The organism is Serratia sp. (in: enterobacteria) (genome assembly GCF_052400455.1).
Taxonomy (GTDB): domain Bacteria; phylum Pseudomonadota; class Gammaproteobacteria; order Enterobacterales; family Enterobacteriaceae; genus Serratia; species Serratia ureilytica.
Genome location: NZ_CP185812.1, coordinates 4468143 through 4487990 on the forward strand (window position 1 = coordinate 4468143; position 19848 = coordinate 4487990).

Annotated in this window: 19 protein-coding genes; 7 read left to right on the top strand and 12 right to left on the bottom strand. The window is 60.2% G+C overall.

What is annotated here, in order from left to right; all coding sequences use genetic code 11:
- Window positions 1-42: 42 nt before the first annotated feature.
- From gltB to ACORQT_RS21510, 3 genes are all read left to right on the top strand, one after another.
- Window positions 43-4503 carry a glutamate synthase large subunit gene (gltB, locus tag ACORQT_RS21500; protein WP_060660210.1) on the top strand — a complete coding sequence of 1487 codons (4461 nt, stop codon included), beginning with the start codon at window positions 43-45 and terminating at the stop codon, window positions 4501-4503.
- A gap of 14 nt (window positions 4504-4517) precedes the next feature.
- Entirely contained in the window at window positions 4518-5936 is a 1419-nt protein-coding gene (locus tag ACORQT_RS21505; protein WP_164057050.1) for a glutamate synthase small subunit, read from the top strand.
- 164 nt (window positions 5937-6100) lie between these two features.
- On the top strand, window positions 6101-6580 hold the full coding sequence (locus tag ACORQT_RS21510; protein ID WP_033644504.1) for a hypothetical protein: 480 nt from the start codon (window positions 6101-6103) through the stop codon (window positions 6578-6580).
- A gap of 62 nt (window positions 6581-6642) precedes the next feature.
- Here the strand turns inward: ACORQT_RS21510 and sspB are convergent, their stop codons facing one another.
- From sspB to zapE, 5 genes are all read right to left on the bottom strand, one after another.
- Window positions 6643-7143, bottom strand: coding sequence for a ClpXP protease specificity-enhancing factor (gene sspB, locus ACORQT_RS21515; RefSeq protein WP_025304365.1), 501 nt, complete (start codon window positions 7141-7143; stop codon window positions 6643-6645).
- A 5-nt stretch (window positions 7144-7148) separates the two neighbouring features.
- Complete coding sequence (sspA, locus tag ACORQT_RS21520) at window positions 7149-7790, bottom strand: stringent starvation protein SspA (protein ID WP_004937082.1); 642 nt, start codon at window positions 7788-7790, stop codon at window positions 7149-7151.
- A gap of 325 nt (window positions 7791-8115) precedes the next feature.
- Window positions 8116-8508, bottom strand: a complete 393-nt coding sequence (rpsI, locus tag ACORQT_RS21525) for a 30S ribosomal protein S9 (protein WP_004937080.1) — start codon at window positions 8506-8508, stop codon at window positions 8116-8118.
- 15 nt (window positions 8509-8523) lie between these two features.
- Window positions 8524-8952, bottom strand: a complete 429-nt coding sequence (gene rplM, locus ACORQT_RS21530) for a 50S ribosomal protein L13 (protein ID WP_004937079.1) — start codon at window positions 8950-8952, stop codon at window positions 8524-8526.
- A gap of 275 nt (window positions 8953-9227) precedes the next feature.
- Complete coding sequence (zapE, locus tag ACORQT_RS21535) at window positions 9228-10355, bottom strand: cell division protein ZapE (protein ID WP_164057049.1); 1128 nt, start codon at window positions 10353-10355, stop codon at window positions 9228-9230.
- Between the two features lie 231 nt (window positions 10356-10586).
- Here zapE and zapG point away from each other — a divergent pair, with 231 nt between their 5' ends.
- The 3 genes from zapG to degS all read left to right on the top strand — a co-directional run bounded on the left by zapG (window position 10587) and on the right by degS (window position 13679).
- Complete coding sequence (gene zapG, locus ACORQT_RS21540; RefSeq protein ID WP_004937074.1) at window positions 10587-10988, top strand: Z-ring associated protein ZapG; 402 nt, start codon at window positions 10587-10589, stop codon at window positions 10986-10988.
- Between the two features lie 173 nt (window positions 10989-11161).
- Window positions 11162-12532 (top strand): serine endoprotease DegQ, encoded by a 1371-nt coding sequence (degQ, locus tag ACORQT_RS21545; RefSeq protein WP_164057048.1) that lies wholly within the window; start codon window positions 11162-11164, stop codon window positions 12530-12532.
- Between the two features lie 88 nt (window positions 12533-12620).
- Window positions 12621-13679 carry an outer membrane-stress sensor serine endopeptidase DegS gene (gene degS, locus ACORQT_RS21550; RefSeq protein WP_164057047.1) on the top strand — a complete coding sequence of 353 codons (1059 nt, stop codon included), beginning with the start codon at window positions 12621-12623 and terminating at the stop codon, window positions 13677-13679.
- Window positions 13680-13750: 71 nt separating this feature from the next.
- Here degS and murA read toward each other — a convergent pair whose 3' ends face one another.
- The 7 genes from murA to mlaF all read right to left on the bottom strand — a co-directional run bounded on the left by murA (window position 13751) and on the right by mlaF (window position 18562).
- The gene (gene murA, locus ACORQT_RS21555) at window positions 13751-15010 is read right to left on the bottom strand and encodes a UDP-N-acetylglucosamine 1-carboxyvinyltransferase (protein WP_019453131.1); all 1260 of its coding nucleotides are present in this window, start codon (window positions 15008-15010) and stop codon (window positions 13751-13753) included.
- A gap of 55 nt (window positions 15011-15065) precedes the next feature.
- Entirely contained in the window at window positions 15066-15320 is a 255-nt protein-coding gene (gene ibaG / locus ACORQT_RS21560; protein ID WP_025304370.1) for a BolA family iron metabolism protein IbaG, read from the bottom strand.
- A gap of 140 nt (window positions 15321-15460) precedes the next feature.
- The gene (mlaB, locus tag ACORQT_RS21565) at window positions 15461-15763 is read right to left on the bottom strand and encodes a lipid asymmetry maintenance protein MlaB (protein ID WP_033644499.1); all 303 of its coding nucleotides are present in this window, start codon (window positions 15761-15763) and stop codon (window positions 15461-15463) included.
- Window positions 15763-16392 (bottom strand): phospholipid-binding protein MlaC, encoded by a 630-nt coding sequence (gene mlaC / locus ACORQT_RS21570; RefSeq protein ID WP_033644498.1) that lies wholly within the window; start codon window positions 16390-16392, stop codon window positions 15763-15765. Before mlaC ends, mlaB begins: the two co-directional genes overlap by 1 nt.
- Before the next feature lie 14 nt (window positions 16393-16406).
- Entirely contained in the window at window positions 16407-16955 is a 549-nt protein-coding gene (gene mlaD / locus ACORQT_RS21575; protein ID WP_033644497.1) for an outer membrane lipid asymmetry maintenance protein MlaD, read from the bottom strand.
- 4 nt (window positions 16956-16959) lie between these two features.
- Window positions 16960-17742 (bottom strand): lipid asymmetry maintenance ABC transporter permease subunit MlaE, encoded by a 783-nt coding sequence (gene mlaE, locus ACORQT_RS21580; protein ID WP_033644495.1) that lies wholly within the window; start codon window positions 17740-17742, stop codon window positions 16960-16962.
- Window positions 17743-17746: 4 nt separating this feature from the next.
- Window positions 17747-18562: a phospholipid ABC transporter ATP-binding protein MlaF gene (mlaF, locus tag ACORQT_RS21585; RefSeq protein WP_033644494.1), complete on the bottom strand. Its 816-nt coding sequence runs from the start codon at window positions 18560-18562 to the stop codon at window positions 17747-17749.
- Between the two features lie 301 nt (window positions 18563-18863).
- Here mlaF and ACORQT_RS21590 point away from each other — a divergent pair, with 301 nt between their 5' ends.
- On the top strand, window positions 18864-19841 hold the full coding sequence (locus ACORQT_RS21590) for a calcium/sodium antiporter (RefSeq protein WP_033644493.1): 978 nt from the start codon (window positions 18864-18866) through the stop codon (window positions 19839-19841).
- Window positions 19842-19848: the final 7 nt, after the last annotated feature.

A 19848-nucleotide genomic window follows, 5' to 3' on the forward strand; every position in this document is an offset into this window, starting at 1 on the left:
GTAGGTTGTGAGAGTCACGCAGAGCCTGGGGAGGTTCACGATATGTTGTACGATAAATCCCAAGAGAGGGACAACTGTGGTTTCGGCCTGATCGCCCATATAGAAGGCGAACCTAGCCACAAGGTGGTGCGCACCGCCATTCACGCGCTGGCCCGCATGCAGCACCGCGGCGCGATCCTCGCCGACGGCAAGACCGGCGACGGCTGCGGCCTGTTGCTGCAAAAACCCGATCGCTTCTTCCGCATGGTGGCGGAAGAGCGCGGCTGGCGTTTGGCCAAGAACTACGCCGTCGGCATGATGTTCCTCAGCCAGAATGAAGAGGAAGCGCGCCTCAGCCGCCGCATCGTGGAAGAAGAGCTGCAAAACGAAACGCTGTCGATCGTCGGCTGGCGCGAAGTGCCGACCAACCCGGACGTGCTGGGTGAAATCGCCCTATCCTCCCTGCCGCGCATCGAGCAAATCTTCGTTAACGCCCCGGCCGGCTGGCGCCCGCGTGATATGGAGCGCCGCCTGTTCGTGGCGCGTCGCCGCATCGAGAAACGCGTGCAGGACGACAGTTTCTACGTCTGCAGCTTCTCTAACCTGGTGACGATCTATAAAGGCCTGTGCATGCCTGCGGATCTGCCGCGCTTCTATCTCGATCTGGCGGACCTGCGCCTGGAGTCGGCCATTTGCCTGTTCCACCAGCGCTTCTCCACCAACACCGTGCCGCGCTGGCCGCTGGCGCAGCCGTTCCGCTACCTGGCGCACAACGGCGAAATCAACACCATCACCGGCAACCGCCAGTGGGCGCGCGCCCGTACCTATAAATTCCAAACGCCGCTGATCCCGGATCTGCAGGCCGCCGCGCCGTTCGTCAACGAAACCGGCTCCGACTCCAGTTCGCTGGACAACATGCTGGAGCTGCTGCTGGCGGGCGGGATGGATCTCATCCGCGCCATGCGCCTGCTGGTACCGCCGGCCTGGCAGAACAACCCGGACATGGACGGCGATCTGCGCGCCTTCTTCGACTTCAACTCGATGCACATGGAGCCGTGGGACGGCCCGGCCGGCATCGTGATGTCCGACGGCCGCTACGCCGCCTGTAACCTCGATCGCAACGGCCTGCGCCCGGCGCGCTACGTGATCACCAAAGACAAGCTGATCACCTGCGCCTCCGAAGTCGGCATCTGGGATTACCAGCCGGATGAAGTGGTGGAAAAAGGCCGCGTCGGCCCCGGCGAGCTGATGGTGATCGACACCCGCAGCGGCCGCATCCTGCACTCGGCGGAAACCGACAACGATCTGAAAAGCCGCCACCCGTATAAAGAGTGGATGGAGAAAAACGTCAAACGCCTGGTGCCGTTCGAAGATCTGCCGGACGATCAGGTCGGCAGCCGCGAGCTCGACGACGCGCAGCTCGAAACCTATCAGAAACAGTTCGGCTACAGCAGTGAAGAGCTGGATCAGGTGATCCGCGTGCTGGGCGAAATTGGCCAGGAAGCCACCGGTTCGATGGGCGACGATACCCCGTTCGCCGTGCTCTCCAGCCGGCCGCGCATCGTTTACGACTATTTCCGCCAGCAGTTCGCGCAGGTCACCAATCCGCCGATCGATCCGCTGCGTGAAGCGCACGTCATGTCGCTGGCCACCAGCATCGGCCGCGAAATGAACGTGTTCTGCGAAGCCGAAGGCCAGGCACACCGCCTGAGCTTCAAATCGCCGATCCTGCTGTACTCCGATTTCAAACAGCTCACCACGCTGGAAGGCGAATACTATCGCGCCGAGACGCTCGATCTGACCTTCGATCCGCAGCAGCAGGATCTGGAGCAGACCATCCGCGCCCTGTGCGACGAAGCGGAACGCAAGGTGCGTGAAGGTGCGGTGCTGTTGGTGCTGTCCGACCGCGCCATCGCGCCCGGCCGCCTGCCGGTGCCTGCTCCGATGGCAGTCGGCGCCGTGCAAACCCGCCTGGTGGAAAAAAGCCTGCGCTGCGACGCCAACCTGATCGTTGAAACCGCCAGCGCCCGCGATCCGCACCACTTCGCCGTACTGCTCGGCTTCGGCGCGACCGCCATCTATCCGTATCTGGCCTATGAAACCCTGGCCAAGCTGGTGGACAGCCAGGCGATCGACAAGAAATACCGCGACGTGATGCTGAACTACCGCAACGGCATCAACAAAGGTCTGTACAAGATCATGTCCAAGATGGGCATTTCGACCATCGCCTCTTACCGCTGCTCCAAGCTGTTCGAAGCGGTCGGCCTGCACCGCGATCTGGCGGATCTGTGCTTCCAGGGCGTGGTCAGCCGCATTGGCGGCGCCAGCTTCAGCGATTTCCAGCAGGATCTGCAGAACCTTTCCAAGCGCGCCTGGCTGAAACGCAAACCGCTGGAGCAAGGCGGCCTGCTGAAATTCGTGCACGGCGGCGAATACCACGCCTACAACCCGGACGTGGTGAACTCGCTGCAAAAAGCGGTACACAGCGGCGAGTACAGCGACTATCAGGCTTACGCCAAGCTGGTGAACGAGCGGCCGGTCGCCATGCTACGCGATCTGCTGGCCATCACGCCGAAAGGCGAACCGATCCCGGTCGATCAGGTCGAACCGGCGGAATCGCTGTTCAAACGCTTCGACACGGCGGCGATGTCGATCGGCGCGCTGAGCCCGGAAGCGCACGAATCACTGGCGATCGCCATGAACGGCCTCGGCGGCTTCTCCAACTCCGGCGAAGGCGGCGAAGATCCGGCGCGCTACCGCACCAACAAGGTGTCGCGCATCAAACAGGTGGCCTCCGGCCGCTTCGGCGTAACACCGGCCTACCTGGTGAACGCCGACGTGATCCAGATTAAGGTGGCGCAAGGCGCCAAGCCGGGCGAAGGTGGCCAGCTGCCGGGCGACAAAGTCACCCCGTACATCGCCAGACTGCGTTACTCGGTGCCGGGCGTGACGCTGATCTCGCCACCGCCGCACCACGACATCTACTCGATCGAAGATCTGGCGCAGCTGATCTTCGATCTGAAGCAGGTCAACCCGAAGGCGGTGATCTCGGTGAAACTGGTGTCCGAGCCGGGCGTCGGCACCATCGCCACCGGCGTGGCGAAAGCCTATGCCGATCTGATCACCATCGCCGGTTACGACGGCGGCACCGGCGCCAGCCCGCTGTCCTCGGTGAAATATGCCGGCTGCCCATGGGAACTGGGCCTGGTGGAAACCCAGCAGGCGCTGGTGGCCAACGGTCTGCGCCACAAGATCCGCCTGCAGGTGGACGGCGGCCTGAAAACCGGTGTGGACATCGTCAAAGCGGCGATCCTGGGCGCGGAAAGCTTCGGCTTCGGCACCGGGCCGATGGTGGCGCTGGGCTGCAAATACCTGCGCATCTGCCACCTCAACAACTGCGCGACCGGCGTCGCGACTCAGGACGACAAGCTGCGCCGCGATCACTACCACGGCCTGCCGGAACGCGTGACGAATTACTTCCAGTTTATCGCGCGTGAAACCCGCGAGATCATGGCGCAACTGGGCGTGAGCCAGTTGGTGGATCTGATCGGCCGCACCGAGTTCCTGACCGAGCTGGACGGCATTTCCGCCAAGCAGAACAAGCTGGATCTGTCGCCGCTGCTGAAAACCGCCACGCCGCATCCGGGTAAAGCGGTGTACTGCACCGAAAGCAGCAACCCGGCGTTCGACAAGGGCCTGCTGAACAAAGAGCTACTGGCGCAGGCACAGCCGCATATCGAAGCGAAACAGGGTAAAACCTTCTACTTCGACATTCGCAACACTGACCGCTCCGTGGGCGCCATGCTGTCCGGCGCTATCGCCAACGTGCACGGCGATCAGGGCATGGCGGCCGATCCGATCAAGGCGCACTTCTCCGGCACCGCCGGGCAGAGCTTCGGCGTCTGGAACGCCGGCGGCGTCGAGCTGACCCTGACCGGCGACGCCAACGACTATGTCGGCAAGGGCATGGCCGGCGGCAGCATCGCGGTGCGTCCGCCGATCGGCTCCGCCTTCCGCAGCCATGAAGCCAGCATCGTCGGCAACACCTGCCTGTACGGCGCCACCGGCGGCAAGCTGTTCGCCGCCGGCCGCGCGGGCGAGCGTTTCGCGGTGCGCAACTCCGGCGCCATCACCGTGGTGGAAGGCATCGGCGACAACGGCTGCGAATACATGACCGGCGGCATCGTCTGCGTGCTGGGTAAAACCGGCATCAACTTCGGCGCCGGCATGACCGGCGGCTTCGCCTACGTGCTGGACGAAGACGGCGAGTTCCGCAAGCGCGTGAACCCGGAGCTGGTGGAAGTGCTGGATGTCGATCAGTTGGCGATCCATGAGGAGCATCTGCGCGGCCTGATCACCGAACACGTGCAGGCGACCGGCTCTTCCCGCGCGGAAGAGATCCTGGCCAACTGGCCGGAGTGGGCGCCGAAGTTCGCCCTGGTCAAACCGAAGTCCAGCGATGTCAAAGCGCTGTTGGGTCACCGTAGCCGTTCCGCAGCCGAGCTGCGGGTGCAAGCGCAGTAAGAGGTAGGTCATTAATGAGCCAGAACGTTTATCAATTTATCGACCTGCAGCGTGTTGATCCGCCTAAGAAACCGCTGAAGATCCGCAAAATCGAGTTCGTCGAGATCTACGAACCGTTTTCGGAAACCCAGGCCAAAGCCCAGGCGGACCGCTGTCTGTCCTGCGGCAACCCGTATTGCGAGTGGAAGTGCCCGGTGCACAACTACATCCCGAACTGGCTGAAGCTGGCCAACGAAGGCCGCATCATGGAAGCGGCGGACCTGGCGCATCAGACCAACAGCCTGCCGGAGGTGTGCGGCCGCGTATGCCCACAGGATCGCCTGTGCGAAGGGTCTTGCACCCTGAACGACGAGTTCGGCGCGGTCACCATCGGCAATATCGAGCGTTACATCAGCGATAAGGCCATAGAAATGGGCTGGAAGCCGGACATGTCGCACGTGCAGCCGACCGGCAAGCGCGTGGCGATCGTCGGTGCCGGCCCCGCCGGGTTGGCCTGCGCTGACGTGCTGACCCGCAACGGCGTCAAGGCGGTGGTGTATGATCGTCATCCTGAGATCGGCGGCCTGCTGACCTTCGGCATCCCGGCCTTCAAGCTGGAAAAGGAAGTGATGGTCAAACGCCGCGGCATCTTCAGCGAGATGGGCATCGAGTTCCAGCTGAATACCGAAGTGGGCAAAGACGTCAGCATGGAGACTTTGCTGAGCGAGTACGATGCGGTGTTCCTCGGCGTCGGCACCTATCAATCGATGCGTGGCGGGCTGGAGAATGAGGATGCGCAGGGCGTGTACGACGCGCTGCCGTTCCTGATCGCCAACACCAAGCAGCTGATGGGGTATGAAACCGAGCAGCACGAGCCTTATGTCAGCATGGAAGGCAAACGGGTGGTGGTGCTGGGCGGCGGCGATACCGCCATGGACTGCGTGCGCACCTCGGTGCGTCAGGGCGCGACGCAGGTCACCTGCGCCTACCGCCGCGACGAGGCCAACATGCCGGGTTCCAAGCGCGAAGTGAAGAACGCCCGGGAAGAAGGGGTGGACTTCCAGTTCAACCTGCAGCCGCTGAGCATCGAACTGAACAGCGCCGGCCGCGTGGCCGGGGTGAAAATGGTGCGCACTCAGTTGGGTGCGCCGGATGCCAACGGCCGTCAGGCGGCGGAGCAGGTGCCGGGTTCCGAGCACGTGATCGACGCCGACGCGGTGGTGATGGCGTTCGGCTTCCGCCCACACCGCATGGACTGGCTGGCGGCGCACGACGTGCAGCTCGATAAACAGGGCCGCATCGTGGCGCCGGAAGGCAGCGAGAACGCATTCCAGACCAGCAACCCGAAAATCTTCGCCGGTGGCGACGCAGTCCGCGGCTCCGACCTGGTGGTGACGGCGATCGCCGAAGGCCGCAAAGCGGCAGACGGCATCATGAACTACCTGGAAGTGTAAACCTTCCGTACCGCCAAAGGCCCGGCACATTGCCGGGCCTTTGTTTTAACCGGCCACGCTTTGTAACAACCTCCCCCCTCCTCACAGCCTCAACGCGCTATAGTATTGAGTTAGCACCATTGCAGGGCGCGGCTGCGCCTGACACCGAGATAAGGATAGCGAACATGAAATGCTCCATTTCCCTGTTGGCCGGCGCACTGCTGGCCGTCAGTTTCAGCGCCTCAGCCCTGGCGCTGGATTCGCAGGAGGTCGGTTACAATATCGAAGCGCGCGGCGCACGGCCGGTCGTGGCGCAGTTGGGCAAGGCCGGGCAGTTCAGCGCCGTGGAAAACAGTATCCGGTTGGGGGACGACAACTGGATTGCCCTGGCACCCAAGCTGGCCGGCGGCGGCAATGCCGGATTTACCGCCGGCATTAAATCTGCCCTCTCCGCCGCCCTGATCTACAACCCGGCGGCAGTATTGCAGGCGCTCAACAAAGGCAACGATCTGCCGCTCAATGACATCTGCACCGCGCCGCCGGAAGTGCAAGGCGACACCGCCATCACCAGCTTCCGTGAGCGCGCGGCCCGCGCGCTGTCCACCGTGCGCGTAGGCGATCTCAGCGCGCCGCGCGATGCCTGCATTGCCGCCTTGAAAGGCTGATCCGCTTCGCCCGGGCAAAAAAAAGCACCCCACGGGGTGCTTTTTCGTTTGTTCACGCGGGCTTATTTCACCACGCGCAGCGCCGGGCGGCCACCGCGCGGCGGCTGCGGCGGTTCGTCGTCCGGGCCGTCATCTTCCGCGGTATCCGGGCGATCGCCGTCGATCACTGACATCAACGTTTCCGAAGGGATCGTCTCATTGTCCAAACCTTCGAACACGCCTTCGCTTTCGTCGTAGGCGGCTTCCGGTTCAAACATCGTGCCGGCGCCGTTCTCACGCGCATAAATCGCCAGCACGGCGGCCATCGGCACCGAAACCTGGCGCGGCACGCCGCCGAAGCGCGCGTTGAACTGCACGTCTTCGTTGCCCAACGCCAGGTTGCCTACCGCGCGCGGCGCGATATTCAACACGATCTGGCCATCGCGCGCGAACTCCATCGGCACCTGAACATCAGGGCGAGTCACGTCGACCACCAGGTGCGGCGTCAGCTGGTTATCCAGCAGCCAGTCATAGAACGCCCGCAGCAGATACGGGCGACGCGGCGTCATCTGAGACATGTCCATCGCGCTTAGCCCCGGGTTTGCAGGCGCATTTCACGCTCGGCTTCGGTCAGGGAAGCCAGGAAAGCGTCGCGTTCGAAGACGCGGGTCATGTAGCCTTTCAACTCTTTGGAGCCGGCGCCGCTCAACTCGATGCCCAGCTGCGGCAGACGCCACAACAGCGGTGCCAGGTAGCAATCCACCAGGCTGAACTCTTCGCTCATGAAATACGGCGCCTGACCGAAGATAGGCGCGATCGCCAGCAGCTCTTCACGCAGTTGGCGGCGGGCGGATTCCGCTTCCTGACCGCTGCTCTTCTCGATCTTGTCCATCAGCGAGTACCAGTTCTTCTCGATGCGCAGCATCATCAGACGGCTCTCACCACGGGCAACCGGGTAAACCGGCATCAGCGGCGGGTGCGGGAAGCGCTCATCCAGGTATTCCATGATGATGCGGGATTCATACAGGGTCAGTTCGCGATCGACCAGCGTAGGCACCGTCTGGTAAGGGTTGAGGTCAATCAGATCTTGCGGCAGGTTATCCATTTCGACCTGCTCGATCTCGACGCTGACACCTTTCTCCGCCAGTACGATGCGTACTTGATGGCTAAAAATGTCGGTCGGGCCAGAGAACAGCGTCATTACCGAACGTTTGTTGGCAGCGACAGCCATGAAAACCTCCAAGTTATCTAGAAAATACTGCGAATAGCCAACTGACAGGCTGCTATCCTGAATAATCTTGCCGCAGGCCGGCAGCACGCAGCGCGACCCGAACCCATAAAAAACCGGCCCAGGAGGTCAACTGCACGGCGAACAGGCGCAAAAGTGGGTGATAGTTTACCAGATTTTGCTTGTTTTGTGGGGGCGCTGCGGCGAATTCATGTTGAATTGTCTGATATACCACAGATTTTAGTCGGGGACGGCGGATTTCAGGCATAAAAAAACCCGGTGAAGCACCGGGTTTTTTGCGTAAATCGCACTGCCGAAGCAGCGGAAATTAACGCTTGGAGAACTGCGGACGACGACGTGCTTTACGCAGACCGACTTTCTTACGTTCAACCTGACGAGCGTCACGGGTGACGAAGCCAGCTTTACGCAGTTCAGAACGCAGAGTCTCATCGTACTCCATCAGTGCACGGGTGATACCGTGACGGATGGCGCCAGCTTGACCGGAGATACCACCACCTTTAACGGTGATGTACAGATCCAGTTTGCCAACCATGTCGACCAGTTCCAGCGGCTGACGAACTACCATGCGGGCAGTTTCGCGACCGAAGTACTGTTCCAGGCTGCGCTGGTTGATAACGATGTTACCGTTGCCCGGCTTGATGAAGACGCGAGCGGCGGAGCTTTTGCGGCGACCAGTGCCGTAGTATTGATTTTCAGCCATTGCCATTAATCCCGATTAAATGTCCAGAACTTGCGGTTGCTGTGCCGCGTGATTGTGCTCGGTGCCCGCGTAAACTTTCAGTTTACGGAACATAGCACGACCCAGCGGGCCCTTTGGCAGCATGCCTTTAACCGCGATTTCAATCACGCGCTCAGGACGGCGGGCAATCATCTCTTCAAAGGTCGCTTGCTTGATACCACCGATGTGGCCGGTGTGGTGGTAGTACACTTTGTCTGTACGCTTGTTGCCGGTTACAGCAACTTTGTCAGCGTTCAGAACGATGATGTAATCACCGGTATCCACGTGCGGGGTGTATTCCGCTTTATGCTTGCCGCGCAGGCGACGAGCCAGTTCAGTAGCGAGACGGCCTAAAGTTTTACCATCTGCATCAACAACGTACCAGTCGCGTTTTACGGTTTCTGGTTTAGCTGTAAAAGTTTTCATTAGAAAGCTTACCCAATAATTAGTTACACGTTGGTGAACACCCAAACGCTCGAAAACAGTTGAGGCTCACACGACCATACAAGTCCAGCAAACCTACCCCTTCGAATAGCCATTGCCGGCACTATAAAGTTTTTGGGAAAAAAAACTTTGTTGTAACGTGGGGTCGCAAGATTATAGAGAAGTCGCTCACAAAGATCGAACGGTTTTTGAATGGAAAATAAATTTATCGCCGGCGGCGGACAACCGGCGATACGGCGGCGGCAAGCCCGGCAGACTCAGGGCAAATGCGGCAGCTTGAGGTACTCTTCGCTCTGCATTTCCTGCAGGCGCGACAGGCAGCGCTGGAATTCAAATTTCAGCTGTACCCCCTGATAGATCTCGAACATCGACGCTTCGGCGCCGATCACCAGCTTGATGTGCCGCTCGTAGAATTCGTCCACCAACGCCAGGAAACGGCGCGCGGTATTCTCTTTCAGCGGCCCCATCACCCGCACATTATACAGGATCACGCTGTGATACAGCCGCGACAGCGCGATGTAGTCCAGTTGGCTGCGCGCCTCTTCACACAGCGTGTGGAAATCCACCGCCAGCACGCCGTCCACCGAACGGATAGCCTGCAGCGGCCGATGGTTGATCTGCAGCACCGGCGCGTTCTCCCCCGCCTTGCCCGCCAGCTTGACGAACATCCGATCCAGCGTCTCGCGCGTCTGGTCGCTCAGCGGCGTCAGGTAGAGGTGCGCCTGGGTCAGGGTACGCAGACGATAGTCGATGCCGGCGTCGACGTTCATCACGTCGCAGTACTCGTTGATCAGATCGATGGCCGGCAGGAAACGCGCCCGCTGCAGACCGTTGCGGTACAGATCGTCCGGCGGGATATTCGACGTGGCCACCAGCGTGATGCCGCGCGCGAACAGCGCCTGCAGCAGCGTGGCCAGCAGCATGGCGTCGGTGATGTCGGACACGAAGAATTCGTCGAAACACAGCACGTCGGTCTCGGCCTTAAAGCCGTCGGCGACGATTTCCAGCGGGTTTTCCCGCCCCTGCAGCTCGGTCAGCTCTTCATGCACCCGCAGCATGAAGCGGTGAAAGTGCAGACGCATTTTGCGATCGCCCGGCAAACTGTGGAAGAACATATCCATCAACCAGGTTTTGCCGCGCCCGACGCCGCCCCACATATACAGCCCCTGCACCGGTCGCTGCGGCGCCGTGTCGCCGCCCTTGCCCAGCAAGCGGCTGAGCTTGCCGCGCAGCCCGCCGGCAGGCGCGCTCGCCGCCGGCTTTTGCAACAGAGCCTGATAAATGCGATCCAGTTGAGTGACGGCCCGGCGTTGAACCTCATCGGCCTGATATTCCCCCGCATCCAGCGCCTGCTGGTAGCGAGATAACGGTGATAGTGCCTGCATCTGTTCGATGTTCCCTAAGAACGCTTAGAAATTATTTAGCCAACGTTGGCGGCAAGTTGATGCCGATTCGCACCGTTATCGCCACAAATGCCCGCTGCGGGCGCCGCTGAAAACCCTGTAAAAATTAGGTGGAAGCGCATCAGGATTCCACTCGGACAAGGTTAACGGTTATAGTGGATATTATTAAGTGAAAAATCCCTGCGGAACAACGAAGTCAAAATAGGAGTCATCATGACCTGGGAGTATGCGCTGATTGGTTTGGTCGTCGGTATCGTGATTGGTGCGGTGGCGATGCGTTTTGGCAACCGTAAATTACGTCAACAACAAGTCCTGCAGAACGAGTTGGACAAGAGCAAAACCGAGCTGGAAGAGTACCGTCAGGAGCTGGTCGGCCACTTTGCCCGCAGCGCCGAGCTGCTGGACAACATGGCGCGCGATTATCGTCAGCTGTATCAGCACATGGCGAAAAGCTCGAACAACCTGCTGCCGGATCTGCCGATGCAGGAAAATCCGTTCCGCTATCGCCTGACCGAAGCGGAAGCAGACAACGATCAAGCGCCGGTGGAAATGCCGCGCGACTATTCGGAAGGCGCCTCCGGCCTGCTGCGCGGGCAAAGCGCGCGCCGCGACTGACCCCCTTCGCCCGCGGGGCCACCCGCGGGCTTCCTCCGTTTACCGTCTTGACCTTCCCTCGTATTACCTTTACTGAACTTTGCACGCAAATTCACGGTCTTACCCTTCACTATGACAAGGTGATTGCCTTATCATCAAATTTTCATCGGCAGGTATTGAGAGAGTTATAATCAATGAAGAAAAAGTCGCTAATTCTTAGTGCATTGGCAATGAGCCTCGGCCTGACGTTCAGCTCCGTACCGGTGGCCAACGCGGCCCTGCCCGTCGCCGTTCAGGGGCAGCCGCTGCCGAGCCTGGCACCGATGCTGGAAAAAGTCTTGCCCGCCGTAGTGAGCGTGCATGTCGCCGGCACTCAGGTGCAGCGTCAACAACTGCCGGAAGAGTTCAGACGCTTCTTCGGCCCTAATTTCCCCGGCCAGCAGCAAAGCTCCCGTCCGTTTGAAGGGCTGGGTTCCGGCGTGATCATCGACGCCGCCAAAGGCTATGTGCTGACCAACAACCACGTCATCAACAACGCCGATAAAATCCGCGTGCAGTTGAACGACGGTCGCGAGCTGGACGCCAAGCTGGTCGGCCGCGATGAGCAATCCGACATCGCCCTGCTGCAGCTCAGCGACACCAAAAACCTGACCGCCATCAAGATGGCCGACTCTGATCAACTGCGCGTCGGCGACTTTGCCGTCGCCGTCGGCAACCCGTTTGGCCTGGGCCAAACCGCCACTTCCGGCATTATCTCGGCGCTGGGCCGCTCAGGCCTGAATCTGGAAGGGCTGGAAAACTTCATTCAGACCGACGCCTCCATCAACCGCGGCAACTCCGGCGGCGCGCTGGTTAACCTGAACGGCGAGCTGATCGGCATTAATACCGCCATTCTGGCGCCGAGCGGCGGCAACGTCGGCATCGGTTTCGCCATTCCGAGCAATATGGCGCAGAACCTGAGCCAGCAGCTGATTGAATTCGGCGAAGTTAAACGCGGCCTGCTGGGCATCAAGGGCAGCGAAATGACCCCGGATATGGCCAAAGCCTTCAACACCGACGCGCAGCGCGGCGCCTTCGTCAGCGAAGTGCTGCCGAAATCCGCCGCCGCCAAGGCGGGCATCAAGGCCGGGGATATCCTGGTCTCCGTCGACGGTAAACCGGTGAGCAGCTTCGCCGAACTGCGCGCCAAAGTCGGCACCACCGCGCCGGGCAAAACCCTCAAGGTGGGCCTGCTGCGCGATGGCAAACCGCAGGAAGTCTCGGTCACGCTGGACAACAGCGAGAGCGCCTCGACCAACGCCGAAACGCTGTCGCCGGCGCTGCAGGGGGTTTCCCTCAGCAATGGCGCGTTGCCGAGCGGCGACAAGGGCGTGAAGGTGGAGAACGTGGATAAAGGGTCAACGGCGGCGCAGATCGGCCTGCAGAAAGGCGACGTGATCATCGGCGTCAACCGTCAGCGCGTGGACAACATCACCACGCTGCGTAAAGTGTTGGAGGCCAAGCCACCGGTGATGGCGCTCAATATCGTGCGCGGTAACGAAACCATTTATCTGCTGCTGCGTTAATTTGTGCAAAAACCGGGCTCGGTGACATACTGCGCCCGGTTAACTCATGCTATCCTCCGAACATCGTTCACCACACCACGAAAACTCCATGTTTGCTAAGCTCTTGCGTTCTGTCGTTATCGGTTTCATCGTTGCCGGCCTGCTGTTGGCCGCACTGCCCATGCTACGTTCTTCCAACGGCCTGTTTGCAGACAAACCTGAGAGCACCAGCGACGAAACGCCAGTGAGCTACAACAAAGCGGTGCGCCGCGCCGCGCCCGCCGTGGTGAACATTTACAACCGCAACCTGAACGGCGCCGCCAACGTGCTGTCGCTCGGTTCCGGCGTGATCATGAATGAACGCGGCTATATCATCACCAACCGCCACGTGATCAAAGACGCTCAGCAGATCACCGTGGTGTTGCAGGATGGCCGCCGCTACGAAGCGCTGTTGGTCGGCTCGGACGGCCTGACCGATTTGGCGGTGCTGAAGATCGATCCCGGCAATTTGCCGGTGATCCCGACCAATAAAAATCGCGTTGCCCACGTCGGCGACGTCGTGCTGGCGATCGGCAACCCCTATAACCTGGGGCAGACCGTCACGCAGGGCATCCTCAGCGCCACCGGCCGCATCAGTATGAGCACCACCGGCCGACAGACATTCCTGCAGACCGACGCTTCCATCAACCGCGGCAACTCCGGCGGCGCGCTGGTCAACTCGCTGGGCGAGCTGATCGGCATCAACACCCTGACCTATGACAAAATTACCGACGGCGAAACGCCGGAGGGCCTCGGCTTCGCCATTCCGATCGAACTGGCCACCAAAATCATGGACAAGCTGATCCGCGACGGCCGCGTCATCCGCGGCTATTTCGGCATTCAGGGCAAAGAGATCATTCCGCTGCGCTCGTCCAATTCCGGCATCGATCGCCTTCAAGGCATCATCGTGACCGAGATTACGCCGAATGGCCCGGCGAGCAACGCCGGCTTCCAGATCAACGACATCATCATCAACGTGGATAACAAACCGGCGGTGTCCGTGCTGGAGACTATGGATCAGGTGGCGGAGATCAGACCGGGCACCGAGATACCGGTTATCGTGCTGCGTGACGGCAAGCGCATTACGTTGAAAATGACGGTGGGTGAATTCCCGGAAGACAGCAATTAAAAAAGGGCCGGCATTGATAGCCGGCCCTTTGATTTTCATCCTGCCGACGCAGCCGCGCCGGCGCTAATGCCTTACTCGCCTTTCACGCGTTCGATGTTCGCACCCAGCGCGCGCAGCTTGTCTTCAATACGCTCATAGCCGCGATCGATATGGTAGATGCGATCGACGACGGTCACGCCGTCGGCGATGCAGCCGGCGATCACCAGGCTGGCGGAAGCGCGCAGATCGGTCGCCATCACCTGAGCGCCGGACAGCTGTTCAACGCCATGGCAGATCACGGTGTTGCTCTCGATTTCCGCGTGCGCCCCCATGCGGATCAATTCCGGCACGTGCATGAAACGGTTTTCGAAGATGGTCTCGGTGATAACGCCGGTGCCTTCCGCCACCAGGTTCAACAGGCTGAACTGAGCCTGCATGTCGGTCGGGAAGCCCGGGTGCGGCGCGGTGCGCACGGTGACCGCTTTCGGGCGCTTGCCGTGCATATCCAGGCTGATCCAGTCTTCGCCCACTTCGATATCGGCACCGGCTTCACGCAGCTTGGCCAGCACCGCATCCAGCGTATCCGGACGGGTGTTGCGGCACATCACTTTGCCGCCGGAAACCGCGGCGGCGATCAGGAAGGTACCGGTCTCGATGCGGTCAGGCAGCACGCGATACACGCCGCCGCCCAGACGCTCGACGCCCTCGATGGTGATCTTGTCGCTGCCTGCGCCGCTGATCTTCGCGCCCAGCGTATTGAGGAAGTTGGCGGTATCGACAATTTCCGGCTCACGCGCGGCGTTCTCGATAACGGTCGTGCCGGTCGCCAGGGTCGCGGCGCTCATGATGGTCACGGTCGCGCCCACGCTCACCTTGTCCATCACGATGTGCGCGCCTTTCAGACGGCCATCGACGGACGCCTTGACGTAACCTTCTTCCAGCTTGATCTCGGCACCCAACTGCTCCAGGCCGGTGATGTGCAGATCGACCGGACGCGCGCCGATCGCGCAGCCGCCCGGCAGGGAAACCTGACCGCGGCCGAAACGAGCCACCAGCGGCCCCAGCGCCCAGATGGAAGCGCGCATGGTTTTCACCAGATCGTATGGCGCGCAAAACTCGTTCACGCCGCTGGCGTCCACGAAGACCGAACCGTTGCGCTCAATCTTGGTACCCAACTGGCTGAGCAGTTTAATGGTGGTGTCGATGTCCTTCAGCTTGGGGACATTCTGCAGCTCGACCGGCTCTTCCGCCAACAGGGCGGCAAACAGGATCGGCAGGGCGGCGTTTTTGGCCCCGGAAATAGACACTTCACCGCTCAGGCGGGTCCGACCCTGCACACGAAATTTATCCATCTGACTACTCTCTGTTATCTAATCTGAAGCTGCCCGCCCGGCAGGGCAAACAGCCTTAAAATCCGTTGAGTTTGCGGTCTCGCTGCCACTCTTCAGGGGTGTACGCCTTGATAGACAAGGCATGAATGCGGTTGTCCGCAATGTATTCCATCAGCGGTGCGTAAACCGTCTGCTGTTTTTTGACGCGGCTCATGCCGGCGAACAGTTCGCCGACCACGATCGCTTGAAAATGGCTGCCGTCGCCCGTCACGTGCGCTTCATCCAGTGCCAATGCCTGCATCAGCACGTCTTTAATCTCGTTGGTTTCCATAGTATCCAGTTCTGCCGCTAAAGGATCATAAACAGCCTAGTATCTTAGTGGAATACGATGTTTTCTTAAACTAAAGAAAAAGCCCCTGCATAACAGGGGCTTTGTATCGTTTAACCACGCAAAGGCGGTGTAAAACGCCGCTAACCGGCGGTATCGACAGGCATTATCGCCTGCAGGTTATAGAGCGCGATCAGCGTTTTCAGACGCTCGGTGACGCCGAAAATTTTTAGCGCGACGCCACGTTGGCGCTGCTCTTCCTGCAGATGCAGCAACAGCGCCAGCCCGGAGGAGTCCACGCGCTGCAGTTGCGCCACGTCGATCGCGGTTTTATCCGCCATCAGCGCGTCGCGCTGCCGCCACAACGGCAGCAGCGTTTCACGGTCCAGTTCACCGCGCAGGATCAGCGTCTGCTGCTCTGATTCGAAGCTGAGCGCTGCCGACATCAGTTTTTCTTGTCCAGCGAGATGGGCTGCGCGGCAGCGGCCTGCAGCTGTTTGGTCAGGCCGTCGATGCCCTGAGTACGCAGCGTAGACGCCCACTCGTTTTGCTTGGTGGTGATCATGCTGACGCCTTCGGCGATCATGTCATACGCCTGCCAGTAGCCGGTTTTGCTGTTCTTGCGCCATTGGAAATCCAGACGCACCGGCGGGCGGCCGCCGTTGTCGATGATGGTGACGCGAATGGCCACGATGTCGGCGTTGCCCAGCGGCTGTTCAGGCGCGATCTGGTAAGTCTGGCCGTGGTACATCGCCAGCGCCTGGCCGTAAGCCTGCTCCAGGTAAGCCTGGAAAGCGGTGAAGTAAGCTTCGCGCTGCGCAGGCGTCGCATCTTTGTAGTAACGGCCCAGCACCAGCGCGCCGGCGTATTTCACCTGCACGAACGGCATCAGTTCCTGATGCACGATGGAGCGCAGGTAGTTCGGGTCCTGCTTGATCTTCGGCTGTTCGTTCTTCAAACGGCTGAAGGTCTTCTGCGCCGCGTCTTGCATCATGCTGTAAGGATTGGTTTGGTCGGCTGCGCTCGCCAGCGGCGCAACCACCAGCAGAGCCACCATCAGTAAACGTTTAAACATGCAGGTATCCTCTCTTAATGATTTGGAACAGCGGGTTGCGGTGCAGCGCCGGCAGCGGGCTCAGCGGCCGCGTCTCCCGGTTTGGCGCTGTCCTGACCGCCGCTTTTATACAGGAACTGGCCGATCAGATCTTCCAGAACCATGGCTGATTTAGTGTCCTGAATGGTGCCGCCGTCTTTCAGAATGGTGGTGCCCATATCAGGATCTTCGAAGCCCACGTTAAGCGCCAGATATTGCTCGCCCAGCAGGCCGGAGGTGCGGATCGCCAGCGAGCTGGTATCCGGGATTTCGTCGTACTTTTTCTGGATATCGAGCGCCACGCGCGGCGTGTAGGTTTTCGGATCGAGCTCGATGTCCGCCACGCGGCCGATCACCACGCCGCCGATCTTCACCGGCGAACGCGGTTTCAGGCCGCCGATATTGTCGAACGTCGCGTAAACGCGGTAGGTCGGCTCGCTGCCGATCGATTTAAGGTTCGCCACCTGCAGGCAGATAAACACGATGGCGCACAGCGCGATCAGCATGAATGCCCCAACCCAGATTTCACTCTTCTTCGTTTGCATCGAATCAATTCCCAAACATCAGTGCGGTCAGCACGAAATCCAATCCCAACACCGCCAGTGACGAATGCACCACGGTACGCGTCGTCGCCCGGCTAATCCCTTCAGAGGTAGGCACGGCGTCATACCCGTTGAAAATGGCAATCCAGGTTACGGTAATGGCGAACACCACGCTCTTGATCAGGCAGTTGAGCAGATCTTTTTTCCACTCTACGGCGCCTTGCATCGCCGACCAGAAGAAGCCGCTGTCGATGCCCTTCCAATCCACGCCGACCACCGAGCCGCCCCAAATGCCGATCGCCACGAAGATGATGGTCAGCAGCGGCATGCTGATCATCCCCGCCCAGAAACGCGGCGCCACGATGCGCCGCAGCGGATCGACCGCCATCATTTCCAGGCTGGAGATCTGTTCCGTCGCCTTCATCAGGCCGATTTCCGCCGTGAGCGCGGAACCGGCGCGGCCGGCGAACAGCAGCGCCGTCACCACCGGCCCCAGCTCGCGCAGCAGCGACAGCGCCACCATCATGCCGAGGCTGGCTTCAGCGCTGTAGGTGGTAAGCACGATATACCCCTGCAGGCCCAGCACCATGCCGATAAACAGCCCGGAAACCATGATGATCAGCAGCGACTGCACGCCGACGCTGTAAAGCTGTTTCAACAACAGCGGCCACTGCTTGCCGGGTTCCGGCCGGCCAATCAATGCGTTGAACAGCATCAACCCGGCGCGGCCGAAGCTGGCGCTGGTGTTGATGCCACTGCGCCCCAGAGACGCTAACGCTCTTAATAACATGAGCTTATTTACTCCCTAATCCTAGCAGTTCAGTCTGATAATCCCCGGCCGGATAGCGGAACGGCACCGGTCCATCCGCTATACCATCCAGGAACTGGCGCACGCGCGCATCAGGATTGTTCTGCAATTGCTGCGTGGTGCCTTCGGCAATCACCCGGTGATCGGCCACGATATAGGCGTAGTCGGCGATGCTCAGCACCTCCGGCACGTCGTGCGACACCACGATGCAGGTAATGCCCAGCGCATGGTTCAACTCGTCGATCAGCTTGACCAGCACCCCCATGGTGATCGGATCCTGGCCGACGAATGGTTCGTCGAACATGATCATCTCCGGATCCAGCGCGATCGCGCGCGCCAACGCCGCCCGGCGCGCCATGCCGCCGGAGAGTTCATTGGGCATCAGCTGCGCCGCACCGCGCAGCCCGACCGCTTCCAGCTTCATCAGCACCGTGCTGCGCAGCAGGGGCTCAGGCAGGTTGCTGTGCTCACGCAACGGGTAGGCCACGTTTTCGAATACGGTCAAATCGGTGAACAGCGCGCCCGACTGGAACAGCATGCTCATCTTTTTGCGCGCGTCGTACAACTGACGGCGGGACAATGCGGGAATGTTGTCGCCGTCAAACCAAATCTCCCCGCGGTCCGGCGTCAGCTGACCGCCGATCAGACGCAGCAGCGTGGTTTTGCCGATGCCCGACGGCCCCATGATCGCCGTGATCTTACCGCGAGGCACCGTCAGGTTGATGTCTTCAAATATCCGCCGGTCGCCGCGCGAGAAGCTCATGTCGCGCACTTCGACCAAATTATCTGCCTTTTGGAGCATGTTAATGGACCCTTTACGACTCATCTTTGCTGAATCTACCCGTGATGTTAAAGCAATGGGCGCAATCCGTCTCATCTTTACAAAAACTTACTGCCATTTCGCAACCAATGATGCCATTGGTTTTACTTTTCCGCGCCACCCGGTCAAAATTGGCGCCATAACGAAAAAAAACGAAAGTGTTCAACAATTAGCCGGGAAAAACCGTTGCTGCGCTCAAGCGCACGCACCGGAGGGCAAGCAATACCGCCGCATTGACGGCTTTAACCAACGAACCGGGATAATACCCGACAAAGGACCCTGCATGTTTCTCGCAATAGCATTATTAATCGTTGGTTTATTTCTACTGGTGTATGGTGCAGACCGCTTAGTTTATGGTGCTGCCGTGATTTCCCGTTCGCTTGGCGTGCCGCCGTTGATCATCGGCATGACCATCGTCGGCATCGGCACCTCGCTGCCGGAGCTGATCGTGTCCACCACCGCCGCGTTGAACGGGCAGATAGATATGGCCGTTGGCAACGTATTAGGTTCCAACATCACCAACATTTTATTGATCCTGGGCGTCGCAGCGCTGATTCACCCGCTGGCTGCACGATCGGAAATACTGCGGCGCGAACTGCCGCTGATGTTAGCGGTCACAGTATTATGCGGTTTCGTGTTGATGGACGGCACTCTGAGCAGGCTGGATGGCGTGCTGCTGCTGACCGCCGCCGCCGGTTTCATCCTGCTGATGCTGAAAATCGCCCGGCTGGCGCAGCGCGAGGGCAGCGACAGCCTGACCATGGAGCAGATCGCCGAACTGCCGCAGGACAGCAGCAATACCGTGGCGGTGCTGTGGCTGGTGCTGGCGTTTATCATTCTGCCGCTCTCTTCCAGAATGGTGGTCGATAACGCGACGGTGATCGCGCACTATTTCGGCCTGAGCGAACTGGTGGTCGGCTTGACCATTATCGCCATCGGTACCAGCCTGCCCGAGCTGGCCACGTCCATCGCCGGAGCATTAAAGGGCGAAGATGATATGGCGATTGGCAATATCATCGGCTCCAATATTTTCAACACGGTGATCGTGCTGGGCGTCCCCGCCCTGCTGTCGCCGGGCAGCGTGGACGCCGCCGCCTTCCAGCGCGATTACTGGGTGATGCTGGCGGCCAGCGTGCTGCTGAGCGTGCTGTGCATCGGCCGCAAACACCGCATCGGCCACCTGGCCGGCGCGCTGTTATTATGCGGCTTTATTGCGTATCTTGCGGTGCTGTTCTTTAACCCTTTCAGTACTTTCGGCTAAACCGACG